Source organism: Ruegeria lacuscaerulensis (assembly GCF_013034745.1).
GTDB lineage: Bacteria > Pseudomonadota > Alphaproteobacteria > Rhodobacterales > Rhodobacteraceae > Ruegeria > Ruegeria lacuscaerulensis_B.
In genome coordinates, this window is record NZ_WQGP01000006.1 from 48,438 (window position 1) to 73,248 (window position 24,811).

Annotated in this window: 30 protein-coding genes; 13 read left to right on the plus strand and 17 right to left on the minus strand. The window is 59.8% G+C overall.

The features are described 5' to 3' along the window. Window positions 1–206 precede the first annotated feature (206 nt). From lptB to GOV79_RS12935, 5 genes are read right to left on the minus strand one after another with little or no spacing between them, the layout of a single operon-like run. A complete protein-coding gene (gene lptB / locus GOV79_RS12915) occupies window positions 207–965 on the minus strand; it encodes an LPS export ABC transporter ATP-binding protein (protein WP_170770985.1) in 759 nt (252 codons plus the stop codon). Further along, the gene (locus GOV79_RS12920; RefSeq protein WP_170770987.1) at window positions 965–1,456 is read right to left on the minus strand and encodes an LptA/OstA family protein; all 492 of its coding nucleotides are present in this window, start codon (window positions 1,454–1,456) and stop codon (window positions 965–967) included. Before GOV79_RS12920 ends, lptB begins: the two co-directional genes overlap by 1 nt. Window positions 1,457–1,459: 3 nt before the next feature. Next, window positions 1,460–2,059, minus strand: a complete 600-nt coding sequence (gene lptC / locus GOV79_RS12925) for an LPS export ABC transporter periplasmic protein LptC (protein ID WP_170790088.1) — start codon at window positions 2,057–2,059, stop codon at window positions 1,460–1,462. A gap of 12 nt (window positions 2,060–2,071) precedes the next feature. After that, a complete protein-coding gene (locus GOV79_RS12930; RefSeq protein WP_170770991.1) occupies window positions 2,072–3,040 on the minus strand; it encodes a KpsF/GutQ family sugar-phosphate isomerase in 969 nt (322 codons plus the stop codon). Then, complete coding sequence (locus GOV79_RS12935) at window positions 3,037–3,651, minus strand: ribonuclease D (protein ID WP_170790089.1); 615 nt, start codon at window positions 3,649–3,651, stop codon at window positions 3,037–3,039. The genes GOV79_RS12930 and GOV79_RS12935 overlap by 4 nt, the downstream gene beginning before the upstream one ends. Before the next feature lie 163 nt (window positions 3,652–3,814). On the opposite strand from GOV79_RS12935, the gene GOV79_RS12940 reads away from it, so the two are divergent. From GOV79_RS12940 to GOV79_RS12970, 7 genes are all read left to right on the plus strand, one after another. Then, window positions 3,815–5,035 carry an MFS transporter gene (locus GOV79_RS12940; RefSeq protein WP_170790090.1) on the plus strand — a complete coding sequence of 407 codons (1,221 nt, stop codon included), beginning with the start codon at window positions 3,815–3,817 and terminating at the stop codon, window positions 5,033–5,035. Window positions 5,036–5,068: 33 nt separating this feature from the next. Next, entirely contained in the window at window positions 5,069–5,497 is a 429-nt protein-coding gene (locus GOV79_RS12945) for an Lrp/AsnC family transcriptional regulator (RefSeq protein WP_170770997.1), read from the plus strand. Between the two features lie 73 nt (window positions 5,498–5,570). Continuing rightward, a complete protein-coding gene (locus GOV79_RS12950; protein WP_170790091.1) occupies window positions 5,571–6,257 on the plus strand; it encodes a lytic transglycosylase domain-containing protein in 687 nt (228 codons plus the stop codon). 9 nt (window positions 6,258–6,266) lie between these two features. Continuing rightward, entirely contained in the window at window positions 6,267–8,354 is a 2,088-nt protein-coding gene (gene flhA / locus GOV79_RS12955; protein ID WP_170790092.1) for a flagellar biosynthesis protein FlhA, read from the plus strand. Next, window positions 8,351–9,124, plus strand: a complete 774-nt coding sequence (locus GOV79_RS12960) for a flagellar biosynthetic protein FliR (protein WP_170790093.1) — start codon at window positions 8,351–8,353, stop codon at window positions 9,122–9,124. The genes flhA and GOV79_RS12960 overlap by 4 nt, the downstream gene beginning before the upstream one ends. Beyond that, complete coding sequence (gene flhB / locus GOV79_RS12965; RefSeq protein WP_170790094.1) at window positions 9,121–10,203, plus strand: flagellar type III secretion system protein FlhB; 1,083 nt, start codon at window positions 9,121–9,123, stop codon at window positions 10,201–10,203. Before GOV79_RS12960 ends, flhB begins: the two co-directional genes overlap by 4 nt. Further along, window positions 10,203–10,586: a hypothetical protein gene (locus tag GOV79_RS12970; RefSeq protein ID WP_170790095.1), complete on the plus strand. Its 384-nt coding sequence runs from the start codon at window positions 10,203–10,205 to the stop codon at window positions 10,584–10,586. The genes flhB and GOV79_RS12970 overlap by 1 nt, the downstream gene beginning before the upstream one ends. 5 nt (window positions 10,587–10,591) lie before the next feature. Here GOV79_RS12970 and GOV79_RS12975 read toward each other — a convergent pair whose 3' ends face one another. Genes GOV79_RS12975 through GOV79_RS13015 form a run of 9 tightly spaced genes read right to left on the minus strand, consistent with a single transcriptional unit; the run spans window position 10,592 to window position 15,158 of the window. After that, window positions 10,592–11,119 (minus strand): flagellar basal body-associated FliL family protein, encoded by a 528-nt coding sequence (locus tag GOV79_RS12975; RefSeq protein WP_170790096.1) that lies wholly within the window; start codon window positions 11,117–11,119, stop codon window positions 10,592–10,594. A gap of 10 nt (window positions 11,120–11,129) precedes the next feature. After that, window positions 11,130–11,861, minus strand: a complete 732-nt coding sequence (flgH, locus tag GOV79_RS12980; protein WP_408015519.1) for a flagellar basal body L-ring protein FlgH — start codon at window positions 11,859–11,861, stop codon at window positions 11,130–11,132. After that, a complete protein-coding gene (gene flgA / locus GOV79_RS12985; protein ID WP_170790098.1) occupies window positions 11,861–12,277 on the minus strand; it encodes a flagellar basal body P-ring formation chaperone FlgA in 417 nt (138 codons plus the stop codon). The genes flgH and flgA overlap by 1 nt, the downstream gene beginning before the upstream one ends. Then, window positions 12,277–13,062 carry a flagellar basal-body rod protein FlgG gene (gene flgG, locus GOV79_RS12990; protein ID WP_170790099.1) on the minus strand — a complete coding sequence of 262 codons (786 nt, stop codon included), beginning with the start codon at window positions 13,060–13,062 and terminating at the stop codon, window positions 12,277–12,279. The genes flgA and flgG overlap by 1 nt, the downstream gene beginning before the upstream one ends. 21 nt (window positions 13,063–13,083) lie before the next feature. Then, a complete protein-coding gene (locus GOV79_RS12995) occupies window positions 13,084–13,794 on the minus strand; it encodes a flagellar hook-basal body complex protein (RefSeq protein ID WP_170790100.1) in 711 nt (236 codons plus the stop codon). Further along, window positions 13,794–14,066, minus strand: a complete 273-nt coding sequence (locus GOV79_RS13000) for a flagellar biosynthetic protein FliQ (protein ID WP_170353788.1) — start codon at window positions 14,064–14,066, stop codon at window positions 13,794–13,796. The genes GOV79_RS12995 and GOV79_RS13000 overlap by 1 nt, the downstream gene beginning before the upstream one ends. Window positions 14,067–14,070: 4 nt before the next feature. Continuing rightward, window positions 14,071–14,361 (minus strand): flagellar hook-basal body complex protein FliE, encoded by a 291-nt coding sequence (gene fliE / locus GOV79_RS13005; protein WP_170755361.1) that lies wholly within the window; start codon window positions 14,359–14,361, stop codon window positions 14,071–14,073. 11 nt (window positions 14,362–14,372) lie between these two features. Beyond that, complete coding sequence (gene flgC / locus GOV79_RS13010) at window positions 14,373–14,759, minus strand: flagellar basal body rod protein FlgC (protein WP_170790101.1); 387 nt, start codon at window positions 14,757–14,759, stop codon at window positions 14,373–14,375. 12 nt (window positions 14,760–14,771) lie between these two features. After that, a complete protein-coding gene (locus tag GOV79_RS13015; protein WP_170771566.1) occupies window positions 14,772–15,158 on the minus strand; it encodes a FlgB family protein in 387 nt (128 codons plus the stop codon). Window positions 15,159–15,245: 87 nt separating this feature from the next. On the opposite strand from GOV79_RS13015, the gene GOV79_RS13020 reads away from it, so the two are divergent. From GOV79_RS13020 to GOV79_RS13045, 6 genes are all read left to right on the plus strand, one after another. Continuing rightward, a complete protein-coding gene (locus GOV79_RS13020) occupies window positions 15,246–16,583 on the plus strand; it encodes a FliI/YscN family ATPase (protein WP_170790102.1) in 1,338 nt (445 codons plus the stop codon). Between the two features lie 86 nt (window positions 16,584–16,669). Then, window positions 16,670–17,506: a flagellar motor protein MotB gene (locus tag GOV79_RS13025; protein WP_170790103.1), complete on the plus strand. Its 837-nt coding sequence runs from the start codon at window positions 16,670–16,672 to the stop codon at window positions 17,504–17,506. 97 nt (window positions 17,507–17,603) lie between these two features. Continuing rightward, window positions 17,604–18,899, plus strand: a complete 1,296-nt coding sequence (locus GOV79_RS13030; protein WP_170790104.1) for a flagellar hook protein FlgE — start codon at window positions 17,604–17,606, stop codon at window positions 18,897–18,899. 18 nt (window positions 18,900–18,917) lie between these two features. Next, window positions 18,918–20,369 carry a flagellar hook-associated protein FlgK gene (gene flgK / locus GOV79_RS13035; protein ID WP_170790105.1) on the plus strand — a complete coding sequence of 484 codons (1,452 nt, stop codon included), beginning with the start codon at window positions 18,918–18,920 and terminating at the stop codon, window positions 20,367–20,369. A gap of 2 nt (window positions 20,370–20,371) precedes the next feature. After that, window positions 20,372–21,379, plus strand: a complete 1,008-nt coding sequence (locus tag GOV79_RS13040; protein ID WP_170790106.1) for a flagellin — start codon at window positions 20,372–20,374, stop codon at window positions 21,377–21,379. Then, the gene (locus tag GOV79_RS13045) at window positions 21,376–22,470 is read left to right on the plus strand and encodes a flagellar basal body P-ring protein FlgI (RefSeq protein ID WP_170790107.1); all 1,095 of its coding nucleotides are present in this window, start codon (window positions 21,376–21,378) and stop codon (window positions 22,468–22,470) included. The genes GOV79_RS13040 and GOV79_RS13045 overlap by 4 nt, the downstream gene beginning before the upstream one ends. Window positions 22,471–22,526: 56 nt before the next feature. On the opposite strand, the gene GOV79_RS13050 is transcribed toward GOV79_RS13045, so the two are convergent. From GOV79_RS13050 to GOV79_RS13060, 3 genes are read right to left on the minus strand one after another with little or no spacing between them, the layout of a single operon-like run. Further along, complete coding sequence (locus GOV79_RS13050; RefSeq protein ID WP_170790108.1) at window positions 22,527–23,174, minus strand: DUF1523 family protein; 648 nt, start codon at window positions 23,172–23,174, stop codon at window positions 22,527–22,529. 11 nt (window positions 23,175–23,185) lie between these two features. After that, window positions 23,186–23,452, minus strand: coding sequence for a hypothetical protein (locus GOV79_RS13055; RefSeq protein WP_170790109.1), 267 nt, complete (start codon window positions 23,450–23,452; stop codon window positions 23,186–23,188). Then, a complete protein-coding gene (locus GOV79_RS13060) occupies window positions 23,453–24,790 on the minus strand; it encodes a DUF6638 family protein (protein WP_170790110.1) in 1,338 nt (445 codons plus the stop codon). Between the last annotated feature and the right edge of the window lie 21 nt (window positions 24,791–24,811).

The window sequence follows — 24,811 nt, forward strand, 5'->3', positions numbered from 1 at the left end:
ACGCGCTTTTTTTTATCGGGTGGGGGGTATCGACATGTTCCGCGGTAGCCGGAACTTGATCCCTTCGAAGAAGGGGCATCGTGATCCAGACTGGAACCGAGAAAATGCCATGCCCCAATTGAGGCAAGAGACGGAGGAAGAGTCAATCAAAACAGGCGTGTATATACGAGATTTCCGCCATGCATCCGGCGCAATACCGCGCAAACCTATGAAATACGGAAGTTTTCACCCAGATAGACGCGGCGCACGTTTTCGTTTTCGACTACTTCGTCCGGCGTTCCGGACATAAGTACCTGACCATCATGCAGAATATAGGCGCGATCTACGATCTCGAGCGTCTCGCGCACGTTGTGATCAGTGATCAGAACACCAATCCCGCGCTTTTTCAGATCGGCCACAAGGTGACGGATGTCGCCCACGCTGATCGGGTCCACACCGGCAAAAGGTTCGTCCAGCAGCAAATACTTGGGGTCAGCCGCCAGACAACGCGCGATCTCGACCCGGCGCCGTTCGCCACCAGACAGGGCCAGCGCAGGCGCGCGACGCAGATGTTCGATCGAGAAATCGGACAACAGCTCTTCCAGCCGTTCCTTGCGGCGATGCGCGTGTCTTACGGTGATATCCAGCACGGCAGATATGTTTTCTTCAACGCTCATACCCCGGAAAATCGACATTTCCTGCGGCAGATACCCAATACCAAGCCGTGCGCGGCGGTACATGGGCAGGGTCGTCACCACCTGACCGTCGATGGTCACGGTTCCGGCCTCGGGAAAAACCAGCCCAGCCACTGAATAAAAGGTCGTGGTCTTGCCCGACCCGTTGGGGCCCAACAGCGCCACAACCTCGGACCGGCCCAATGTCATCGAGACATCGCGGATAACCGTTTTCTTCCGGTAGGATTTGCGCAGCTTTTCGATCCTGAGCCCCGATGTGCCCTCGGTCACGCTCAGACTGGGTCGCGCCATCAGTTGGCCCCCTGCTGAAGGATCGTCTTGACGTTGCCCGTCACCGTTGCCGACCCAGAGGTCAGGTTTGCATTCATCTGATCGCCGCTGATCGTGCTGGGGCCCTGGGTCAGCAGAACGTTACCGCGCATGACGATCTGGCCCGAGTCGATGGTATATTCCGCCCAATCCCCTTCCGCCGCATCGGGCGGGCTGACCAGAACAACGTCTTCCGTGGCCTCCATCCGCTCGATACCCGAGCGGTCCTCATTGTAGATCACTAGTACCCGACCCGCAGTCAGCCGCATTTCTCCCTGGATGACGATCACGTTGCCCACGAACTCGGCCGAGCCGTCCTCCTGGTTCACGTTCAGCGATTCCGATGTCACCTCGACCGGCAGGCTGGGGTCTGCCTTGACGGCACCAAACGCGACCTGGGTTCCCTGCGCCGCAGCCAGATTGGCACCGGCCAGCAAAGAGACGGTAAGAAGGACAGTACGAAAATCGAACACAGCTTATCTTTCTGCTTGTTGCGGCTGGTATATCAGCTTCACGCCATCTGTAAAAAGAATATGGACCGGACCGTCCTTTTTTTCCGCCCCGAATGTCATGCGACCGGCCGAGAAATCGCCGATCGCGCCAGTTCCGTCAATCTGACCCGGCGTATCACCCCGAATTTCGTCCAAGGCCGTGTTCAGGTGATCGGTTGTCACCCGAATACCGTCGGTCGTGGTAATCACGACATCTCCCACGAAGGTTGCCGTGTTCTTGTCAGGTCGGATCGTGCCCGAATTGGAATCCAGCGTGATGATACCGCCATTCAAAAGCCCCAGCCTGCCCTGAAACTCGGATGCCGTGGGCACAGAGCTCTCGGTTCCTTGCGTGGCTTGCGTGGCTTCGATCAGTACCTCTTCGCCCTTGCGCGTGGTGCCACGGTAGCTGGGATTGGTGACCACCTGATCGGCCAGACGTTCCTCGATATCGCGTTGGGTGAAGGGGACCGTCACGTCGGTTTCGATGCTGCGCGACAGCAGGAACACGGTGGACAACAGCACAATGGCCGCCAGCGGCAGGACCACCTTCAAGAACTGCACCATCCGAGAGTGGCTGTCCACGGCCCCGCCCTCTTATCCCAGCCCGACGCGCAGGCAATCGTGAATGTGCAGCAGACCCAGCGCGGGGCCGTCCGTATCCGGTTCGACCACAAACAACGAGGTGATCTTGCGGTCATTCATGATCGCCACGGCTTCTTCAGCCAATGCATCGGGTCCGATTGTCGTCGGGTTCTCGGTCATCACCTGCGCGGCTGTTTTGGACAGCAAACCATCCATGTGACGGCGCAGGTCCCCATCGGTGATAATCCCCGAAAGCTGGCCACCGCTTTCTGTCACGCCCGCGACGCCGAACCCTTTCTGGCTGATCTCTATCAGCGCATCGCTCATGGCGACATCGGATGCCAGCAGGGGCAGGGCCTCGCCCGTATGCATCAGGTCACGCACCGTGCTGAGCCGCGCGCCCAGCTTGCCTCCGGGGTGGAAAGCACGGAAATCCTCGGGCTTGAAATCGCGATGTTTCATCAGCGCGATCGCCAGCGCGTCGCCCATCGCCAATGTCAGCGTGGTCGAGATCGAGGGCACCATGCCAAATCCACACGCCTCGCCCATCGAGGGGATCAGCAAGTGCACATCCGCCTGTTTCATCAACGTGCTTTCAGGCTTGCTGGACAAGCCGATCAGCGGAATCCCAAACCGGCGGGTAAAGGCCAGCAAGTTTGCCAGTTCCGGCGCTTCGCCAGAATTCGAAATAGCCAGAACAACATCGCCCTTGGACACCATGCCCAGATCGCCATGGCTGGCCTCGGCAGGGTGAACGAAATAGGCGGGCGTGCCGGTGCTGGCCAAAGTTGCCGCGATTTTGTGGCCGATATGACCTGATTTGCCGATGCCGCTGATGATAATGCGGCCTGTGGCTTGCAGGATCAGCTGCACGGCCTCGGCAAAGTCTTCGTTCAGGCTGTCGGCCAGCACGTCCAGCGCGCGGGCTTCGTCGGTGATCACCTGTCGGGCGGTTTTCAGGAAGGCGTCTGTATCGGTCATGAGTGCGCAAAAATATCCGTTTCGGGCCAACCGGCGAGGTCAAGCTTCGCACGCATCGGCAAGAATTCAAAACAGGCCTGGGCCATTTCCGTCCGGCCTTCGCGGGCCAGCCGACCGTCCAGCGCCTCGCGCAGACGGTGCAGATACAAAACGTCCGAGGCCGCATAGTCCAGCTGCGCCTCTGTCAGGGTTTCGGCACCCCAGTCGCTCATCTGTTGCTGTTTCGAGATATCGACCCCGATCAGTTCCTGGCACAGGTTTTTCAGCCCGTGGCGGTCGGTATAGGTGCGCACCAAACGGCTGGCGATCTTGGTGCAATAGACCGGCGCGGCCAGTGCACCAAAGGCGTGATACATCGCGGCGATATCGAAGCGTCCGAAATGGAACAGCTTCAGTACGTCGGGGTTTTCCAGCATCGCGCACAGGTTTGGGGCCTCGGTCTGACCTTTGGCGACCTGCACAATATGGCTGTTGCCATCGCCGCCCGACATCTGGATCACACACAGACGGTCGCGATGCGGGTTAAGCCCCATGGTTTCGCAGTCGATGGCCACGACAGGGCCAAGGTCCAACCCGTCCGGCAGGTCGTTTTGATAAAGATGGTTCGCCACGGGGTCTTCCTTTGTGCGGTATCGCCCCCGAGATAGGCGGTTTGGCCCGTGAACTCAACGCCATCCATAGAATGCAACAAAGATACGCGATTCTTGACCATCCGAGACTGGGCTGGGAAAACCAACCATGTATCCGTTTCCACCGGAAAGGACCGCCCGGACAATGCTGAGCATCTTGCGAAACCGCGTTTATCGCCACCTGTTGGCTGCCCAGATCGTGGCGCTGACCGGCACCGGTTTGGCGACGGTTGCGCTGGGACTTCTGGCATTTGATCTTGCGGGCAATGCCGCTGGCATGGTGCTGGGCACGGCGCTGACGATCAAGATGGTCGCCTATGTGCTGGTCGCGCCCATTGCCGCCGCCGTGGCCGAGCGGCTGGATCGCCGCAAAATGCTGGTGGTGTTGGATCTGGTCCGTGCGGCTGTGGCTGTCTGCTTGCCCTTCGTAACCGAGATCTGGCAGGTTTTTGTGCTGATTTTCATCCTACAATCGGCCTCGGCCGGGTTCACGCCCGCGTTTCAGGCCACGATCCCGGATGTGCTTACGGATGAGCACGACTATACAAAGGCTCTATCGCTGTCCCGGCTGGCCTATGATCTGGAGAGCGTCGTAAGCCCACTGCTTGCCGCTGCTTTGCTGACGATTGTCAGTTTTGACAGCCTGTTCTGGGGCACTGGGGTTGGTTTTGTCGCCTCGGCCCTGCTGGTGGTTTCGGTCGTCCTGCCCTCGCCCAAACCCAAACAACCCCGCGGTATCTTTGACCGCACCACCCGCGGCCTGCGCATCTATTTGGCCACACCACGCCTCAGGGGGCTGCTGGCGCTGAACTGGACGGCTGCAGCCCTCAGCGCGACGGTTATTGTCAACACGGTGGTTATTGTGCGCGGCGATCTGGGACTGTCGGAAAGCGCAGTGGCAACGGCTCTGGCCGGGTTCGGAGGCGGTTCAATGCTGGCCGCTTTTGCCCTGCCCGCCCTGTTAGAGAAACTGCGGGACCGCGACGTCATGCTGACCGGCGCGAGCTTTGGCACGTTGTCGATGGCCGTGGCCGCCGCGATGTCGGCGCTGTCACTGATCTCGCTGCCCGGCCTCGCGCTGATCTGGGCCTGCGTCGGGTTTGGCTATTCGGCAACGCTGACCCCGGCAGGCCGCTTGCTGACCCGCTCGGCCCCGCCTGAGGATCGCCCTGCGCTTTTCGCCGCGCAATTCACACTGTCGCATCTATGCTGGTTGGTGCTCTATCCCCTTGCGGGCTGGCTGATGACAGACAAGGGCACAACCCAAACCTTTGCCTGGATGACCTTTGCGGCGGCCTGGGGGATCGGGTTTATGGGCTTTCTGTGGCCCCGGTCCCTGACCCCTGCGCCCCATAACAAGCCTTGAGCCTCTGCCCGCCCTTGCACTACATCTGGCGTCATGGATCAACTGGACCGCCGCATCATCGCCGCCCTGCAACACAATGCCCGCGAGTCGACCACCAAGATCGCGGCCAAGCTGGGCGTAGCCCGCACCACCGTGCACGAGCGGATCAACCGCATGGAAGAGCGCGGCGTGATCGCAGGTTACTCCGTCGTACTGACTACACCCGAAGACAGCCCCCGCGTACAGGTCGTTGTCCTGCTGGAGGTGCAGCAAAAGGAAACCACGCGCATCATCAAGCGGCTCGAGGCCTACCCCGAGGTCAAACTGTGCCTGTCCATTAACGGAGAGTTCGACCTGTTGCTATCCGCCGAAGCCCCAAGATTGGAAGATTTGGACATTCTGGTGGATGAGCTGGCCAAAATCCCCGGCGTTCTGCGCACCAATACCAGCGTCGTGTTCGGGCGGCGGATTGATCGAATCTGATTGGCCGATAACCCTCTGTAAACCTAAGCGGGACTAGCTTGGCCGGGACTGATCAGAATCCCGGACCGGCAGAATGCCCCATCGTTTCATCTCAGGACTGGTTGTCGCGCTTTTCGTCGCGCAATCGCTAGCCGCCGCGCCAGATGCCCGCACTGCCGGGATCTGCGACCATGCCGCCCGACGCGCGGCACAGGCGCATGACGTGCCGCTGGACGTGCTGCGCGCCATATCGCGGGTCGAAACAGGCCGTGCGGTGGACGGCCAGCTTGCCCCATGGCCTTGGACCATCAATGTTGAGGGCAAGGGGTTCTGGTTTACTTCGGAATACGAGGCGAAAACCTATCTTTTTAACATCTTCAAAGCAGGCAAACGCAGCTTTGATGTCGGATGCTTTCAGATCAACTACCGGTGGCACGGTAAGGCTTTTCGGTCGATCGACGCGATGTTCGACCCACTTGAAAACGCACAATACGCCGCCCGGTTCCTGAAAAAACTGCATGCCGAGCTTGGGTCATGGACCGCTGCCGCTGGTGCCTATCACTCGCGCACGCCGGATCTGGCGCAGGCCTATTCCGGCCGGTTCAGGCGCGTTCTGGCCGGGTTAGAGCAGGTTATCGACGCGCCTCTGGCGGCGCGGGACCCGTTCACCGGGGCGGCTGCGCCGTTGATCCCGCAGGACACCGACCAAACGCGCGGCACTGCACTTGGCTCGCTGGTTCCTGCGACCGGAACCGCCACCGCCTTCATCCCATTCAACTAGGAGGGTCGCGTGCCCAAGATCGACCCTCGTTCCCTGTTCTCGCCCACCGTCCTGCTGGCGCTGGCGCTGATGACGGTCATCGTGATGATGATCCTGCCGATGCCCGCCTGGGTGCTGGATGTAGGTCTGGCGGCGTCTTTCGCGCTGGCGATCCTGATCTTCACTCTGACCCTGTTCATCGAACGGCCATTGGATTTCTCATCCTTCCCCACGATCCTGCTGGCCTCACTGATGCTGCGGCTGTCGCTGAACGTGTCGTCAACCAAGCTGATCATCGGTCAGGGGCACACCGGCCCCAGCGCCGCCGGGGACGTGATCGAGGGATTCGCCAATTTCGTCATGGGCGGCAGCATCTTCCTGGGGCTGGTGGTGTTCGGCGTACTGCTGATCGTGAACTTCATGGTCATCACCAAGGGCGCTGCCCGCATGGCCGAGGTTGGTGCGCGCTTTGCCCTGGACGGAATGCCGGGCAAACAGCTGGCCATTGACAGCGACATGTCCGCCGGAGCCATCGACCACCAGCAAGCCAAGGAACGGCGCGAGCGCGAACAGCAAGAGACGACATTCTTCGGCTCGCTCGACGGTGCTTCGAAATTCGTCAAAGGCGATGCGGTTGCTGGTCTGCTGATCACACTGCTGAACCTTGTGATGGGCCTGATCATGGGAGTGATTGTGCATGGGATGCCAATATCCTCGGCGTTTGAAACCTATGCCATCCTGACCGTGGGCGACGGGTTGGTGTCGCAAATCCCAGCCGTGATCATCTCGATCGCTTCGGCGCTGCTGCTGGCGCGTGGCGGTACGCAGGGGGTCACGGACAACGCTATTTTCTCACAACTGGGCAAGCACCCGGCGGCGTTGGGGACGGTGGCAATGCTGATGGTGCTGTTTGCTTTGGTGCCGGGTCTGCCCTTCCTGCCCTTCATCCTTGGGGCAGGTGTGCTAGGCTATGCGGCCTACAGCGTGCACCGCAAACAAAAGGCCGAGGCCGACGCCGCCATCAGCCCAGCGACCACCGACGACACGCCGGTTTCTCAGGCGATTGGAGACATTCTGGATCTGGACGACGTGCATCTGGAATTTGCGCCGGATCTGGTCAGCATGGTGCTGAACCCCGGCACCGGGTTGGATGCCCGGATCGCCAATATGCGGACCTATGTGGCCTCGACCTTCGGTCTGATCCTACCTGACATCCGCCTGACCGACCGCGCCGATCTGCCCATGGGCACCTATGTGGTCAAGGTCCACGGGGTTGAACAGGCGCGTGGCGAATTGAACCCCGATCTGGTGCTGGCGCTGGTACAGGACGACCGAGATTTGCTACCCGACGGCACCGACGTGACCGAACCCGTCTATGGCGCCCCTGCCCGCTGGATTCTGCCCAAAGATCAAGAGGCCGCGGCGATGAGCGGGGCCACCATCGTCTCGCCCCCCGAGATCCTCGCCACGCACCTGCTTGAGATCATCAAACAGAACTTCTCGCGCCTGCTGACATTGAAATCTCTGCGCCGGCTGCTGGCCGAGATGACCAAGCTCAGCGATCCCATCCGGGCCGAGGCCAACCGCAAGCTGCTGGATGAACTGATCCCCGACAAAGTGCCGATCGACACGCTACATGCGGTGTTGCGGCTGCTGCTGGATGAGCGTGTTTCGATCCGCAACATGGCCCTGATCTTGGAAAGCGTGGCCGAGGCGCGCCTGACCACGACACAGCCTGAAGGTATCTGCGAACTGGTCCGTCAGCGCTTGGGCTTCCAACTGGTGGCCGAGATGAAGCGCGAGGATGGCTCGATCCCACTTATCCAACTGGCCCCGGAATGGGAGGATACGTTTTCGACCTACCAGATCGACGCGCCAAATGCGGGGCTGGACGTCGCGCTGCCGCCGAACCTGTTCAACAAACTAGCCGATGGAGTCGTTAACACGGTGTCACAATCGGCCGATCATGGGCTGTTTCCGGCGGTTGTGACTTCGACCCGGCGACGGCGATTGTTGCGCACGATCATGCACGCGCGCGGCGTCGCGAACCCGGTCCTCTCGTTCGAGGAAATCGGACTGGAAGCACGCCCTGCCCTGGTCGGAACGGTGCCCGCGTGATCGCCCTGCCGCCCGAGCTTCTACCCCAATTGGGGGATGGGCTGTGGCACCTCTTTGCCGTCTTACTGCGTGTCTCTGCACTGGTTTCTCTGCTGCCCGCATTTGGCGAGCGCAGCATTCCGACCCGCGTGAAACTGGGCATCTCGGTGGCGTTCACACTGATCATCCTGCCTGCCACCCCGGCACCAATCCCGTCCCCCGGCCTACTGCCGATGGTACGGCTTATCGTGACCGAGATATTGGTCGGCGTGGCACTGGGGCTGGGGTTGCGACTTTTCGTGCTGGCCCTGCAAACCGCCGGCTCTATCGCCGCGCAAGCGACCTCTCTGTCCCAGATCCTGGGTGGCGCGGCCGCTGACCCGGTTCCGGCTATGGGCTACATGCTCACCCTGGCCGGCCTGACCCTGGCTGTATTGCTGGGGCTGCATGTTCACGTCGCGCAATTCCTGATCCTAAGCTACACGCTGTTTCCGATGGGCGTGGCCCCGGCAGCCTCGGACCTGTCGGAATGGGGCGTGCAGCGGATCGCGCGCAGTTTCAGCCTTGCGTTCAGCCTCGCCATGCCCTTCGTCATCGCATCATTGATCTATAACCTCGCGCTTGGCGTGATCAACCGAGCCATGCCACAGCTTATGGTGGCTTTTGTCGGCGCCCCCGCGATTACCTTTGCCGGTCTGTTCCTGTTGTTTGCCGGCACGCCTTTGATCTTGTCGGTCTGGGCCGACGTGCTGTTTTCCTTCATCGTCAACCCGGTCGGAGCCAGCAGATGAGCGGTGATGACGACAGTGACAAGTCATTCGAGCCAACGCCACAGAAGCTTCAGAAAGCACGCGAGAAGGGCGAAGTTGCCAAGTCTAACGACCTGTCGGTTGTCGCGGCCTATTCGGGGTTGCTGGTGGCTCTGCTGGCCGCAGGCAGTTATGGCGTCCAGCAAATGGGGACACTGTTTGTCGTTCTGGTCGATCAAGCCAGCGACTTGTCAGAATTGTTGATCGAGGGTCCAGCCGTCAATCCGGTCGCTGGGCTACTACAAACCGCTCTGGTGGCGATGTCCATCCTGTTCGCCTTGCCCGCCGCGGCCGTATTGCTCAGCCTGATTGCCCAGCGGGCCCTGATTTTTGCGCCCAGCAAGCTGAAGCCCAAACTCTCGCGTATTTCGATCCCATCCAACGCCAAGAACAAGTTCGGGCGTGGCGGTCTGTTCGAATTTGCCAAGAGCTTTGTGAAACTGGTGATCTATGGAACGTGCCTGGCCCTGTTTCTGCGCGCCAATCTGGACCAGATCCTGTCAGCCAGCGCGGCACCGGCCAAGGCATCTTTGCTTTTGATGATGAATTTGTTGTTTCGGTTCCTGTTTATCGTCGTCGCCGTGGCTCTCGCGATCGGAGCGGTGGATTACCTTTGGCAATATGCCGAGCATATCCGCAAAAACCGGATGTCGCGCAAAGAAATTCAGGACGAAACCAAGGACGCCGAGGGCGATCCGCATGTCAAACAGCAGCGCCGCCAGCGCGCGCAAGAGATCGCGACAAATCAGATGATGGCGGACGTGCCCAAGGCAGATGTGGTTGTTGTCAACCCAACCCATTTTGCATTCACGCTAAAGTGGTCGCGGGCCGCCGGCTCAGCCCCGGTCTGTGTTGCCAAGGGCGTGGACGAGGTGGCAGCCGCCATTCGATCGGCGGCTGGAACAGCGGGCGTTCCAATACACTCGGACCCGCCAACCGCGCGCGCGCTGCACGCGACCGTCGAGATCGGGCAGGAGATTGCAGAGGAACATTATAAACCCGTCGCTGCGGCTATTCGGTTTGCCGAGGCAATGCGCAAAAAAGCAAAAGGGCAGATTTGATGAAACGCCAAAAGCTTTCAAACTTGCAAATAGCCACAGACGCACTTTTCCAGAAAGAGCATCAAGCCCTGGCACCCATCTTGCAGGCCGAGATCCGTATCCAAAACCAGCTGGCACGATTGGACGGTCAAGTTCGGCAAACGCGCCGGGATACCAACGACACCGAAGGATATCGTGTCACCGGAACAGATATCCTGTGGCATGGGTGGGAATCCAATACCCGTCGTCAGTTGAACATGGAACTGGCGCGGGTGAGATCGCAAAAGCTTGCAGCTCTGGACGCGTTGCGATCCGCGTTTGGGCGCCAGCAGGCGGTTACCCGGCTGTCTGATATCGAAACGGAAAACCGACGCCGCGCTTTGCAGAAGAAACAGATACCTTAATGCGCTTAGGCATCCTGCCGGTTCACGCTCAGGATCATCACGTTCGAGATTTCCTTGCCCAGGTCTTTCTGCGCCACTTCCAACAGGGACTTACGCAGCGTGTCCAGATTTTCCGAAGTGGTGAAATTGCCGTCAAACCCACCTGTGTTCGCGTGATCGAACAGAACTTGCAGGAAGCGGTCGCGCAATTTCGGCTCTATGGCATAGAAAGTGTCGGTCATGCCCGGTTTAGCCTCAAGGCTAACGGACATCGTTACCATGGCCGAAATGCGCTCGGCTTCAACAACTGGTATCACAAACTGTTTGGTCAGTTTCAGATATTCCACATCGCTGCTCTTGTCGTCTTTCTCCGACGTTTTGAACTTCGGTTTGGGTTTCTCATCTTTGGCCTTTTTGTCCTTGGGCTCCTTTTCCGCGGACGCATATTCCTTGCCCTCTTGTGCGGGCGCGTCGGATGGGGCCAGGAAAAGCCCGGCCCCGACACCTACGCCAAGGCCTGCCAACAGAAACAAAACGGGGATCAGTTTTTTCATCAATCAACCCTCAAAACGGTAGAAGAGTGTCTAGAACCTGCTGCCCATAGCGCGGCTGCTGCACATCGGTAATCTGACCGCGCCCCCCATAGGACACCCGCGCAGAGGCAATCTTGTCATACGTGATTTCGTTCTGGCGCGAGATATCCTGCGGGCGCACATAGCCGGTTACCAGCAGCTCGCGCAGTTCGAAATTCACCCGTAATTCCTGCGAACCCGAGATCGCCAATACGCCATTGGGCAGCACATCAATCACGGTTGCTGCAACGCGCAGCGTCAGTTTCTCTTTGCGCTTTACCGACCCTTTGCCGCGACTGTTGGAGGCTGAATCAATCGACACCGCCTCATCCAAAGAGGCGCCTTCGGGCAGTTGCTCTGCCGCTCTTTGCGGCAGCCCGAACAGACCGGGCACCGAAAGGCTTTCGGACCCCGCGCGGGACCGGTTGGTGTCGTTGGAAATCTCGGCTTTTTCATCCAGCTCGATCACGACCGTCAGGATATCGCCTTTCTTGATCGCCCGCTGATCGCCCAGCAGCGATTGCTGCCCACCCGTCCACAGCGACGATTGATCGACCGCGCGTTGGGGCTGCGTATGCAGCGGCAGACCGGGCCATAGCATGGCGACATGTTCGGGCGAATCCTCATTGGGTGTGAAGCTGGGGGGTTTACCCAGGTGATCGACGCGGCCACAGGCGGTCAGAACCAACGCGCCCAGTAGGAGTGATTTGGTATATACTGGCATCATTTTACCTCGATTTGTCCGTCGGTTCGGATAAAGCCGGTCACGGTGGTTCGCGACGACAGGTTCATCACCCGAATGCGATCGCCGACTGCCCCGCGACCCAACGCGCGCCCTTCGGCAGTGATCGACAGCGGCTGGCGATCAAAAATCAGAACCACCAGATCATTGCGGTCGACGATTGCGGGCGGTCCGAAGTCGCCCACGCGAATAGGGCGGCCGGGATAGAGCGCCACGCGTGCCTCCTGCCCGATCAACACGTCCTGGCTGGAAATCGCCCCGGGTATGTCCTGTTCCTTGGTGGCCAGATCAGTGGGCGCGATGATCTCTTTCGCGCGGATCGTACGGGTCGGGACAACAATATCGGCCATCGCCACGCAGGGTCCGGCCATCACAAGAATAATAAGCAGTACCCGCATCAGCGCACCTGTGTGGTTGCGCCCATCATCTGATCGACGGCCGAGATCACCTTGGCGTTCATCTCGTATCCCCGCTGGGCTTCGATCAGTTCGGTGACCTCGCGCACGGCGTCGACGGAACTGTCCTCAAGATAGCCCTGTCGCAGCGTGCCCAGGCCATCCTCGCCCGGAGATCCGACAACTGGTGCGCCCGAAGCTTCGGTTTCTTTGAACAGGTTGCTGCCGATGGCCTCTAAGCCTTTGGCATTTGAAAAACTTGCCAGGGCGAATTCACCCAGCAACTGCCCTTCGGCGGCATCGTCGAAATAGGCATAGACCTCGCCCGCTGCGTTGATTGAGATTGAGCGCGCGTCGTCGGGGATTGTAATCTCGGGCGCAACGGCGAACCCGTCCGAGGTGACAATCAGACCCTCGGCAGATCGCTTCAGGCTTCCGTCGCGGGTAAAGGCGGACTGACCGTTGGGCAACGTCACCTCCAGATAGCCACGCCCTTCGATCGCCACATCCAGATCGCTGCCCGTCGCCGACAACGCACCTTGCGCAAGTTGCACCGTTACGGCAGCGGGTCGGACGCCAAGCCCCAACTGAATACCCGTCGGCAAAAGCGTGCCGTCATTGGCATTCACCGACCCGGCCCGCGCCATCTGCTGATAGTGCAGATCGGCAAATTCAGCCCGCCGCGCGTTGTAGCCGGTGGTGTTCATATTCGCGAGGTTGTTCGAGATCGTCTCAACCCGCATCTGCTGCGCGGTCATACCCGTCGCTGCGATTTTCAATGCCCGCATGTCAAATCCTCCGTTCTAAAGTCAGCGCATCAGCGCCTTGAGCGCGCCACGCACCCGTTCGTCTTCGGTTTCAAGAAAGCTCTGGCCCAGCTCATAGGCGCGCTGGATTTCGACCAGCCGTGTCACCTGTTCGATCGCGTTGACGTTGGACCCTTCGAGAAAGCGATGAACGATCACCGGCTCTTCGATCGGCACTACGTCGCCTTCGCTACGGAACTGCGTGCTACCTTCGCGCACCAGGGTCTTGGGATCTTCGACCCGATAGACACCAAGCTGCCCCAGCAATTGCCCCTCAATACTGAGTGTGCCGTCGCTGCCCACCTCGATCGAGGCCGCGTCGGGGGCTACAAAAACCGGCGCGCCGTTGCTATCCAGCACACGGTGGCCATCCATCGTGACCAAATCTCCCTCGGCGCTTGGCGAGAACGCCCCTGCCCGTGTCAATCGATTGCCGGCCGGAGTTTCGACCATGAAGAATCCATCGCCTTCGATGGCGAAATCAAAATCGCCTCCAGTCTCAGTCAGAACCCCTTGCTGCAATGACGTGTTGCGCACCTCGGCCCGCGCCATTGACAAGGACGGATTGCCGGGCATGTCGCGCACGAATTCGGAAAACACCAAGCCTTGCGCGCGGTATCCGGTGGTGTTGGCATTGGCGATATTGTTCGCCACCAGCCGCATTTCGTTCATCAGCCCCGACTGGCGGGACAAGGTGGTATAGGCGGTATCCATCAGCGACCTCCGGCGATCAGCGGGACAAGGGTTGTGGTGAAAAACGTCACCAGCGTCTGGGTCATGAACCCCATGGAAATCCAGAACACGATGACGATGGCGATCAGCTTGGGCACGAAGGTCAGCGTCATCTCCTGCACCGAGGTCAGCGCCTGGAACAGGCCCACGATCAGGCCCGAAACCAGCGCCACAGCCAGGATCGGGACCGAGGTGATCACCGCGACCCACAGCGCCTGACGCACGATGTCATAGAACAGACCTTCGCTGAGCATCGCGTCAGACCGGCATCCGCAGGATTTCCTGATAGGCCTCGACCACTTTGTTGCGCACGACCACGGCTGTCTCGACCGCCAGTTCGGTCTGCGCCAGCGCCTGCACCAGCGCGTGCGGATCAGCCTGGCCGGTCATCGCGGTCTGCGAGATGGCCTCGGACTGTTTCAGCGTCGCGGCAAAATCCTGAAACGTGCTGCGCAATCCCTGCGCCATTCCGGCGTGATCGGGATCGGCCTGCGTTGCAGAGCGCGCGCCAGCATAGTTCTGGGCAGCATTGAGGGCTCGGATATCCATTCTGGTGTCCTTTATTTTCTGAGGAGTTCCATCAGGCTCGACGACATCTGACGTGTCTGGTCGAACATCTTGAGATTGGCTTCGTAACTGCGCTGTGCCTCGCGGGCGTCGGCGATCTCGATCATCAGATCGACATTCGAGCCGCGATAATGGCCGGTCTCATCCGCCATCGGATGACCGGGGTCGTAAACGCGCGACGCGTCGCGGCGGTCCAGCTTGACCCGCCCGGCCTGTACCACCTCACGCCCGTCTTTTCGCACGGTTTCGAACGGTACAGTCTTGCGGCGATACCCCGGCGTATCGGCGTTCGAGATATTCTCGGACACGTGTCGCAGACGCGCCGATTGCGCGCGCAGGGCGCTGGTCGAGGCGGCAAGGGAATGGGAAAAATCACTCATCTCACTACCCCTTTATGACCGGCCAAGACTGGTGCGCAGGATGTTCATCGAAGATTTGTAAATGGTCAGTGCGCGGTCATGCTGGCGCTTGACCTCGACCGCCTTGAACATCTCTTCCTCGATAGAAACACCGTTGCCATTGGGATCGCCCGAAGGCGCGACGTCATATTCGGCCCAAGGCTGCGACGCGTTGTTGCCGTTCAGATGCCCGGCCCGCGTGGCGATCATCGCCCCCTCGAGCCCGGTTTCTTCGAATGCTGTTCGAAAGGCCTCAAGATCGCGGGGCTGGTAGCCCGGCGTATCCGCATTGGCCATGTTACGCGCAATTACGGCCTGCCGTTGCCCGGCATGGGTTGCCATTGCGTGCGCTGTCTTAAAGACGTTCAGGTCATAGAACATCGGGGCTTCTCCCTCGATCAATTTCAATCAAGGCTTAACCCCGATTCCTTTAGAAACCGTTTTCAGAAACCCGTTGGAGAACCCACGATGTCCGATCTCGACCCAAGCTTTCTAAAATGCGAATTCGACCGTCTTTCCGCTGTGCGCCATGTGGGGCGTGTGTCCAGCGTGGCGCGTGGAGTTGTTGAAATTCAAGGACTTGAAGGGCAAGCACGGATCGGCGACCACCTGACCCTTCGGCGACGCAGCAGTCCGGATCTAGGCGGGGAGGTGCTGCATGTCGAATCGGATTTGATTCATATGATGCCCGCGTCCGCGCCCGATGGTGTTTGTCTGGGCGACCGGGTGATTCTAGAGCAGACGCCTGAGTTTGCGCCGGGGATGCATTGGCTTGGACGGGTGGTTGATCCGTTCGGGAAACCACTGGATGGCAAGCCTCTGCTGCCCGGCACACAGGATCGCGACATCATGCAGGCCCCGCCCGCTGCCGTCGCCCGCAAACCGCTGGGCACGCGGATGGAGACCGGGCTGGCCATGCTCAACACCATGCTGCCGGTGGTACAAGGGCAGCGCGTGGGGTTGTTCGCGGGTTCGGGCGTGGGCAAGTCGACGCTGTTGGCCACGCTGGCCAAGTCGATGCAGGCGGATGCCGTTGTCGTCGCATTGGTTGGTGAACGCGGGCGCGAGGTGAATGAATTCGTCGAACACGCGCTGGGGGCCGAGGGGATGAAACGGTCGGTTGTGGTGGCCGCGACCTCGGATCAGTCCGCGCTGGCCCGCCGACGCTGCGCCTGGTCGGCGATGTCGGTGGCTGAATATCTGCGCGATCAGGGGCTGAACGTGCTGTTTCTGGCCGATTCGGTCACTCGCTTTGCCGAGGCGCATCGCGAAATCGCCGTCGCCATGGGCGAATCCCCGTCCCTTCGCGGTTTCCCTCCGTCGGTCACGCCGCTGATCGCCGGTCTGTGCGAACGCGCCGGACCGGGGACGGCGGATCAGGGCGATATCACCGCCGTGTTCAGTGTTCTGGTGGCCGGATCGGATATGGATGAACCCGTGGCCGACATTCTGCGCGGCGTTCTGGACGGCCACATTGTCCTGAGTCGCGAAATTGCCGAGCGCGGGCGTTTCCCGGCCATCGACCTCAGCCGCTCAGTCTCGCGCAGCCTGCCCGGCGCGGCGACCGAAGACGAAAACCGCATGATCGCCGAGGCCCGCAAGCTGGTCGCCAGCTACGAGCAATCCGAGGTGATGATCAAGGCAGGGCTGTATTCCGAGGGCGCAGACCCGCTGCTGGATCAGGCCGTGCGCGTGCATGAGGAACTGGATACATTTTTTGCCAAGGCTGAACCAGATGGGATCGAAGGCAGCTTCAACCGGTTGAACCTGATCTTGCGGCGGGCCGGATCCAACCTTCCGCGATAGGGAAATCAAGACAGTTTTAAGTGTTAAGCCCACCTTAAGACCTGCCCGGCTACCCCTGTAGTCGGGTGATAAAAAAGGTGGTGGAGATGGGTGCGCAATCCAATGCGGCGCCAATCATCATCAAGAAGAAACGTGTGTCAGGTGGTGATGGCCACCACGGCGGCGCGTGGAAAGTCGCATATGCCGACTTTGTCACGGCCATGATGGCGTTCTTTATGTTGATGTGGCTGCTGAATGCAACGACGGAAAAACAACGCAAAGGGCTGGCGGACTATTTTTCGCCGACGATCCCGGTGAACCCGGTTTCGGGTGGGGGTAGCGGGGCCTTTGGTGGTGACAATATGTTCTCGGAGAAGACCCTGGCCATGAGCGGTTCTGGCGCCAGTCAACGCAGACCGACCGAAGCAAGGCAGGCGCAGGGATCCATCGGGGTCAGTGCAGATGGCGGCGAGCGCGAGGTTCAGGATTTCACCACGCTTGAGGCCGAACTGATGGGGCGGACAGGCGAAAGCATGGTCTCGAACAAGGTCTTGCAGCACATCGTCACGCGCGTCACCGACGAAGGTCTTGTGGTCGAGCTGTTCGATACCGAAGACCAGCCCCTGTTCGAATCGGATAGTGACACACCAACGGCGATGATGCGGGCGCTGGCACTTTTGGTGGCGCGGTCCTCGGACCTGGTGACAAATGCGGTGGCCGTCGAAGGGCATGTGCGCGCCTCGCCCGTGGTTCTGGCACAGAACCCGGCCTGGGACGTATCAACCGCGCGCGCTCAGAAAGTGCGGCAAATGCTGCAGGATAAAGGGGTTACGCCGTCTCGACTGGATCGCGTCACGGGACATGCTGACCGAGAACTGACGGCCAAAAACCCGATGGCCGTGCGCAATAACAGGGTTGAGGTCATCTTTCTACGCAATCCTTGACCGCAAAAGGTAGGACGCATTTTACCTGTTAGCGCGCTGTTAAGGCCCAGCGCGTTAGCTGTTGCATCAAGAATTGACGCAACAGAAGGGCGTGCCAATGACTATTTCTTCTTCGCTGAATGCCGGTGTGGCCGCATTGAAGGCCAATGCCAACCGGCTGGCGACCATTTCCGACAACATCGCGAACTCATCGACTTTCGGATACAAACGGGTCGAGACGGATTTTCATTCCATGGTCACGTCCGGTCAGGGCGGCAGCTATTCCGCGGGGGGTGTCCGCACCACCAGCCAGCGTCTGATCGACCAGCGCGGCTCGCTTGTGACCACCAACAATTCGACCGATCTGGCCGTACGCGGGCGTGGGATGCTGCCGGTGCGGCCCAGCTCGCAAATCGCGAGTGGCTCGAATGAGATGTTGCTGACCACTACGGGCTCGTTTCGCACCAACGAAGAAGGGTATCTGGTCACGGAATCCGGACTGGTGCTGCTGGGCTGGCGCGCCAATCCGGACGGGACAATCCCGGCTGTACCGCGCGACACACCTGCCGCGCTGGAACCAATCCAGCTGAGCGTCAACCAACTGTCCGGTGCGCCAACCACACAGATGAACCTGCGTATGAACCTGCCCGCCACGGCCACCGATGCCGGGGCACCGGGCGACACACAGCCCCTGTCGGTTGAATATTTCGACAATTTGGGCAAATCGGAAAGCGTGGATATTGAGCTGGTCCCAACGGTTCCCGCCACAGGCAGTAGTAATGAGTGGACTATGATCCTGCGCGACTCCGCGTCGGGTGGGGCAATCGTCGGGGAATATACCCTGACTTTCACCGACAGTCGCACCGCGGGCGGAACACTGGCCAGCGTGACAGCGGTTTCCGGTGGTGCTTATGACCCGGCGACGGGAAGCCTGATGGTGAACGTGGCGGGCGGCCCGATGGAGATCAATATCGGTCAGATTGGCGACGCCGATGGCATCACGCAGTTGTCGGATACGTTTGCTCCGGTCTCGATCACCCGAGATGGTTCGGCGGTTGGAACGATGACCAGCGTTCAGGTCGACGAGAACGGATATGTCTACGCGTTTTATGACACAGGCGTCAGTCGCCGCATGTTCCAGATCCCGCTGGCGGATGTGCCCAACCCGAACGGGCTGACGGCACTGGACAGCCAGACCTACGCCCCCTCCCGTGAAAGCGGGACCTTTTTCCTGTGGAACGCGGGCGAGGGTCCAACCGGCGATCTGGTCTCATTCGCGCGCGAGGAATCCACGACCGATGTGGCGACCGAACTGACCTCGATGATCCAGACACAAAGGGCCTATTCCTCAAGTGCCAAGGTGATCCAGACGGTGGATGAGATGCTTCAGGAAACCACCAATATCAAACGATAACCCAGGGGGATCTGTCTCATGAACATGTCGACAGCCTTGAACAACGCCATCGGCGGCCTGACCGCCGCCAGCCGCGGCGCCGCAGTTGTCTCCGGCAACATCGCCAATGCGCTGACACCGGGATACGCGCGCAGGTCGCTGGAGCTGACGACCAACACGATTTCCGGCCACGGCGTTCGGAGTGTCGGCGTGGTTCGGCACCAGGACCCGGTCCTGACGGCCAATAGGCGAAGCGCGGACGCGGATCTTTCCCTTCAAACAGCTGTTTCGGGGTTTCACACTCAATTCGAACGTCTGGTGGGCGGACCCGACGATTCGACCTCGCTTGCGGCTAGGCTTGCCGATTTCGACGGCAGTCTGATTACCGCCGCCAGCCTACCTGATTCGTCCGAACGGTTGGATCAGGTGGCGCGTACGGGGCGCGACCTTGCAGACAAATTGAACGCGACCTCGGAAGGGTTGCGTCAGATGCGATCGGACGCCGATCGCGCAATCGGCAAACAGGTGGACAGCCTGAACCAGGCACTCAAAGATCTGGAAGAGATCAACGCCAAAATCCCCGCCGTGAAATATGCGGGGGGCGACATCGGCGCGCTTCTGGATCAGCGCCAAGTACTAATCGATCAGGTGAACCAGATCTTACCCGTCAACGTCGTGCCGCGCGCGAATGATCAGGTATCGATCTATTCTGACGGCGGCTTGATCCTCTTAGAGGGCAGCGCGGCCGAGTTCTCTTACACCACGACCGGTGACACCAAGCCCCATATGACCGTCGACAACGGGCTGCTTTCAGGTCTGACACTAAACGGTAACTCGGTTCGAACATTAGGCGACAACGCGCAGATCCGAGGCGGCGCACTGGCCGCGCAGTTCCTTATCCGCGACACGCTTGCAGTTGAGGTTCAGTCCAATCTGGACACGGTGGCCCAAGACCTGATCGAACGGTTCGAAACACCGGGGCTGGACCCGACCGCCCTCCCCACTGACGCAGGGGTGTTTACGGATGCAGGCAATCGGTTTGACCCGGCTGCTCCGGCTGGACTTGCGTCGCGAATCAGTCTGAACCAAATCGTCGATCCTGATGCGGGTGGCCAAAGCTGGCGGCTGCGCGTGGGGCTTGGGGCGGCGGCTCCGGGTGATCCGGGGGATGCCTCGCAATTGCATGCGTTCAGCGCCATCCTCAGTGCGGCCCGGCCGGTTGCAAACCCAGTTTTCGGCACCGGAGATATGCGCGCCTCGGACTTGACCGAAGCGCTGATGTCCAAAACCGGGGCCGACGCGCATACGGCCAATCAGCGTCTGGTTTTCGCCAACAGCACGCAAGAAGAGATGGCCCGGATCGAAGCCGAGCAGGGCGTCGACACGGATCAGGAATTACAGCGCCTCATCCAGATCGAGCAGACCTACGCCGCCAATGCGCGGCTGATCTCGGTAGTGGATGAGCTGATGGAAACCCTGTTGAGGTTGTAAGAATGAGTCTGACGTCTATCGGAGATCTGGCGCGGGGTTTGACGTTGAAAACTCGCGCGACCGACATCAAAAACCAGATCGAAACACTGTCCTACGAAATGGCCACCGGCAAAGTGCAGGATGTATCGGGCCGTTTGGACGGAGATTATTCGCATCTCTTGGATCTGGATCGCAGCCTTGCCCGACTTGATGCCTTTCAGGTCGCCACGTCCGAGGCCGGGTTGTTCACCGATGCCATGCAGCTGAGCCTGACAACCGTTGACCATTCCGTCTCGGAAATCACTGCATCTCTGCTGTCATTCGGAACATCCAACCAGGCCGTGACCCACGAAAACGCCTCGGTTCAGGCGCAGAATGAGTTGGACACGGTTATTTCTGCGCTGAACACGCGGGCGGGCGGGCGCAGCCTGTTTTCCGGAACGGCGACCGATGTCTCTCCTTTACCGCCGGCGCAAACCCTGCTGGCCGCGCTCAAGACCGAGCTAACCGGGGCGGTTACAGTGGCCGATATCCGTCAACGCGCCGAGGATTGGTTCAACGATCCGGCAGGTTTTGATGCGGTGATCTATCGAGGCTCTGCAACAACGCTGTCCCCAATGCAAATATCGGAATCAGAAAGCGTCAGAGTCCCGGTGACGGCAACCGATCCTGCGCTCAAGGCGGCCTTGCGCGATATCGCTGTTGCGGCCGCTGTCGCCGACCCTGCCTTGGGAATTCCACGGGATCAACGAACAGATCTCTTCAAGCAACTCGGGGTTGATCTGGCCAATACCCAGAACGAAACCGTCAATCTGCGGGCCAGGATCGGTGTGGCCGAGGCGCGGATTGAACAAGCCGCCACGCGCAACAATGCCGCCCGGACCAGTCTGGAATACAGCCGCAACAAACTGATCGCCGCAGACCCCTATGAAACGGCGGCACAGCTGCAAACAGTCCAGTTCCAGTTGGAAAGCCTGTATTCCGTCACAGTCCGCAACGCCAACCTGTCACTGGTGAATTTCCTGAGATGAGAGTTCTTGTTTTCCTTTTGATGTTGCTGCCCAGCCTGGCATCTGCCGGGGCAATCCGCCTTAAAGACCTGGTGGATTTCGACGGAGTGCGCGGCAACGATCTGGTCGGTTATGGTCTTGTGGTCGGGCTGAACGGAACCGGGGATGGGTTGCGCAACTCGCCGTTCACCGAAGAGATCATGTCGAACATTCTGGAACGGCTGGGCGTGAACGTCACCGGTGAAGATTTTCGTCCCAAAAACGTAGCGGCTGTGCTGGTGACAGCCAGCCTGCCGCCATTTGCGCGGGTAGGTGGGCAGATTGACGTGACAGTCTCTGCCATAGGGGATTCCAGCAGCCTGTTGGGTGGGACATTGATCATGACCCCGCTGAACGCCGCCGACGGGCAGATCTATGCGGTCGCGCAGGGTACAGTACTTGCGGGCGGTGCCTCGGCTGAAGGTCAGGCCGCAACCGTGGTGCAAGGCGTGCCGACCGCGGGCGTGATCCCTTCGGGTGCGCGGGTGGAACGGGAAATCGACTTTGATCTGTCGACCCTGACACAGATGCGATTGGCCCTGCGCGAACCGGATTTCACCACCGCAGGCCGAATTGAGGCGGCGATCAATACCGAATTCAACCGACCTGTTGCCATCATGCGGGATTCGGGCACCGTTGAGCTGAACATCGCCGCCACTCAGGCCATATCAACAGCGCACGCGATCGGTCGGATCGAAAACATCCTGGTCGAGCCCGAAACAAAGGCCCGCGTGGTCGTCGATCAACGGTCAGGCACAATCGTAATGGGACAAGAGGTGCGCATTTCGCGCGTCGCAGTCTCGCAAGGAAACCTGACCCTAACGGTCGAGGAAGCCCCAATTGCGATACAACCCAACCCATTTGCCCGGGGAGAAACTGTTGTGGTGCCCCGCACGATCGCCGGGATCGAAGAGGAAGAAGGCACGGGATTGGCCGAAATTCCCGAGGCGACAACCTTGTCCGAGGTTGTCGCCGGCCTGAACGCGCTTGGTGTGTCGCCGCGTGACATGATCGACATCCTCAAGACAATCAAAGCCGCTGGGGCGCTCCATGCGGAATTTGTCGTTCGCTAGATGTACAAGGGTCTGCTTCGGCAAAGAATGGCAGCAGACCCGGTATCTGGAATACGTTACTTCGATTTCCAGGTATTCAGCCACTTTTTGAAACGGCTGCTTTGTTCGCCGATCGCGTCGCCGGCAGCGTAGAGCCCATCCTCAACATTCTTGATCACCGGATCGACCCGCGCCGCGCGGAAGCGTCGCCAACGCACCCAAATGGCCCAGATCAGCGCTGCGAGCACCGTCAGAAAAATGATGTTGAACCAGGGGATCAGGCGCACATCCGGGCTGTCGACGGGGCGTACGGAAACAGCGTTGGGAAAGATCGACATCAGCTGATTGCGCCAGCCATAGTGGCGCAAAACCACCCATTGCGGGTTGTCTGCTGTCGAAACAAGGTTGGTCAACTCGGCCTGCAAGTTGGAACTATCCAACTTGAAATAGGGTGGCCAGCCCCAACCGGTATCTTCGTTGCGATAGACGCGCGGCTTGCCGTTGGGGCGGAAGGTTTCGACAAAGCGCACGTCGCGGTTGACGGTCTGCGCACCTTCTTGCCCGGTGTCCTGCTGCGCCCAAAAGATCGAATTCTCACCGAAATCGACGCGCCGCACCTCGGTCTTCACGATACGCACCACATCCTGTTGTGGCAGAGTGTATTCCAAAACCGAGGCAATCAGCCCCCAGAACACAATGATGAACGCCCATTTGACATAGACCATCTATCCGGTCCTCACATGAAATTTGTTATATAGATCAACAGGGCAATCGCCCCAAGCGGGATGACATAGACACCCAACAACAGTTTCTTGCGAAACGAGTTGTCATACTGCCGCATCCCACGTTCAAGAAATGCGTCACGATCACCGCGCAACCCTTTCTTTTCCCAATGGGCAATCAGCTTGCGGCGACGCACCAGACGGGAATAGATCGACAGCCCAACATAGATCACGGTCAGGACAATCAACAGGGGGATCAGAAATCGTATCGCGACGAACATTCACCCTCTCTCCAATGCGCCCCAGGGGCCGACCCGCGCAATCACCGCCTCACTGACCCGGTCCTGGCCGCTCATGTCGGGCTCATGCCCAAACAAGGCGGCGCGAGCCCCGGCCTTGTCCACCTGATACTCGCGCGCGAGAAAGTCGGCAACATAGGTTTTCTTGTTGTCAGGCCAGGTTTTGTAGGTGCTGTAGAACAATTCCTTGTGGCAGATGAACAACTGGCGCGGGTCCAACGGGGCCAATTCGGCCAGCAGCATATTCACCAGATCCCGATGCGGGGTGTCCTTTGCGCGCAGGGTGTAGAAATAGGCCGGATGGTCCGAAGTGATTCGCGGCCACGGCCCGCCATCGGTCGCCCAGCGCAGCAATTGCGCCAACCCGTGATAGGCATCGGGCAGGTGGTCGGCGTGGTTTCGGGCCAGACGACGCATGTCGCGGCGCTCCAACCCTGTCAGATCAACCCCTGAACCCGCAGCCGCCGCCACGGTCAGAAAATCCATCTTTTGTTGCAGAATGGCGGCGGAATCCACGCCGCGCGCCTCGATGACCGTTTCGACAAGATTGTTGTAGCCCAGAAACTTGGCGATCTGATTGCGCTGCGATTTGTGGAACACATACTTCATCGACAGATCGTCAGGCGTATCACCCATACAGATCGCCGCCGGATGGTCGAGGTCCGGAAAAAGGTAAAGCCCGCCATAATGCGCGGTCCAGAAATTCGGCTGCTCAAAGGCTGTGTGGCGCAGCCGAACCGGGTTGCGGGTGACGTCACCGGTGTCCTTGGCGGTATCGATCATCTCGGCAATCAGAACATCATCGAACCAGGCGTCCTGTTCGGTCTTGAACCGTTCGACCAAACCCGCAAGCTGTTCAGCCTTGCGCAAGGTGCCGCCGACCGTATCGGCCTCGATCTCAATCTTGCGCAGGTTCAGCAGATCATTGGGCGTGCTGAGTTTGAAGACCGAGTTCACCAGCTCTCCGGCCACGGCATCGGTGGCGGTCAGGGCGAACAACTGCGCCTCGTTCATCTCGATAAACTCGCGCAGAATGTCGCGCGAGGTCGAGAATTTGACGTTCAGCAAAGGCGCGCGTTTCTGCTCGGTCGTCAGCAGGATGAACTGCCGGTTCACCCCGTTTGGATTGAGGTAGAGCGGGTCGTCCAATTCCTGCCCGATCTCTGGGGAATAGCCCGAGATATCCACGTGGAAATCCGTCAGCTGAGTGGCCTTGCCCGCCAGATGCTGCAACGCGCGGTTATACCGCTCGACCAAAGCCGGGCTGGAGATGTGGACGAGATTGCCGAACATCAGGCCTTTTTCGATGAGGCGGATCATTGGAAGGCCTCCAAGAGTAGA

Bases quoted from the DNA above. Each gene is read 5' to 3' on its own strand.
- flgK (WP_170790105.1), top strand. From the start codon at position 18,918: ATGAACATGTCGACAGCCTTGAACAACGCCATCGGCGGCCTGACCGCC.
- GOV79_RS13055 (WP_170790109.1), bottom strand. From the start codon at position 23,452: ATGTTCGTCGCGATACGATTTCTGATCCCCCTGTTGATTGTCCTGACC.
- GOV79_RS13060 (WP_170790110.1), bottom strand. From the start codon at position 24,790: ATGATCCGCCTCATCGAAAAAGGCCTGATGTTCGGCAATCTCGTCCAC.
- fliE (WP_170755361.1), bottom strand. From the start codon at position 14,361: ATGGATATCCGAGCCCTCAATGCTGCCCAGAACTATGCTGGCGCGCGC.
- flgC (WP_170790101.1), bottom strand. From the start codon at position 14,759: ATGAGTGATTTTTCCCATTCCCTTGCCGCCTCGACCAGCGCCCTGCGC.
- GOV79_RS13040 (WP_170790106.1), top strand. From the start codon at position 20,372: ATGAGTCTGACGTCTATCGGAGATCTGGCGCGGGGTTTGACGTTGAAA.
- GOV79_RS13045 (WP_170790107.1), top strand. From the start codon at position 21,376: ATGAGAGTTCTTGTTTTCCTTTTGATGTTGCTGCCCAGCCTGGCATCT.
- GOV79_RS12970 (WP_170790095.1), top strand. From the start codon at position 10,203: ATGAAACGCCAAAAGCTTTCAAACTTGCAAATAGCCACAGACGCACTT.
- GOV79_RS13020 (WP_170790102.1), top strand. From the start codon at position 15,246: ATGTCCGATCTCGACCCAAGCTTTCTAAAATGCGAATTCGACCGTCTT.
- GOV79_RS12945 (WP_170770997.1), top strand. From the start codon at position 5,069: ATGGATCAACTGGACCGCCGCATCATCGCCGCCCTGCAACACAATGCC.
- GOV79_RS12950 (WP_170790091.1), top strand. From the start codon at position 5,571: ATGCCCCATCGTTTCATCTCAGGACTGGTTGTCGCGCTTTTCGTCGCG.
- GOV79_RS12930 (WP_170770991.1), bottom strand. From the start codon at position 3,040: ATGACCGATACAGACGCCTTCCTGAAAACCGCCCGACAGGTGATCACC.
- flgG (WP_170790099.1), bottom strand. From the start codon at position 13,062: ATGCGGGCATTGAAAATCGCAGCGACGGGTATGACCGCGCAGCAGATG.
- flhB (WP_170790094.1), top strand. From the start codon at position 9,121: ATGAGCGGTGATGACGACAGTGACAAGTCATTCGAGCCAACGCCACAG.
- GOV79_RS13015 (WP_170771566.1), bottom strand. From the start codon at position 15,158: ATGTTCTATGACCTGAACGTCTTTAAGACAGCGCACGCAATGGCAACC.
- GOV79_RS12940 (WP_170790090.1), top strand. From the start codon at position 3,815: ATGCTGAGCATCTTGCGAAACCGCGTTTATCGCCACCTGTTGGCTGCC.
- flgH (WP_408015519.1), bottom strand. From the start codon at position 11,861: ATGCCAGTATATACCAAATCACTCCTACTGGGCGCGTTGGTTCTGACC.
- GOV79_RS13000 (WP_170353788.1), bottom strand. From the start codon at position 14,066: ATGCTCAGCGAAGGTCTGTTCTATGACATCGTGCGTCAGGCGCTGTGG.
- lptB (WP_170770985.1), bottom strand. From the start codon at position 965: ATGGCGCGACCCAGTCTGAGCGTGACCGAGGGCACATCGGGGCTCAGG.
- flgA (WP_170790098.1), bottom strand. From the start codon at position 12,277: ATGCGGGTACTGCTTATTATTCTTGTGATGGCCGGACCCTGCGTGGCG.
- GOV79_RS12975 (WP_170790096.1), bottom strand. From the start codon at position 11,119: ATGAAAAAACTGATCCCCGTTTTGTTTCTGTTGGCAGGCCTTGGCGTA.
- GOV79_RS13050 (WP_170790108.1), bottom strand. From the start codon at position 23,174: ATGGTCTATGTCAAATGGGCGTTCATCATTGTGTTCTGGGGGCTGATT.
- GOV79_RS12995 (WP_170790100.1), bottom strand. From the start codon at position 13,794: ATGGATACCGCCTATACCACCTTGTCCCGCCAGTCGGGGCTGATGAAC.
- GOV79_RS13030 (WP_170790104.1), top strand. From the start codon at position 17,604: ATGACTATTTCTTCTTCGCTGAATGCCGGTGTGGCCGCATTGAAGGCC.
- GOV79_RS13025 (WP_170790103.1), top strand. From the start codon at position 16,670: ATGGGTGCGCAATCCAATGCGGCGCCAATCATCATCAAGAAGAAACGT.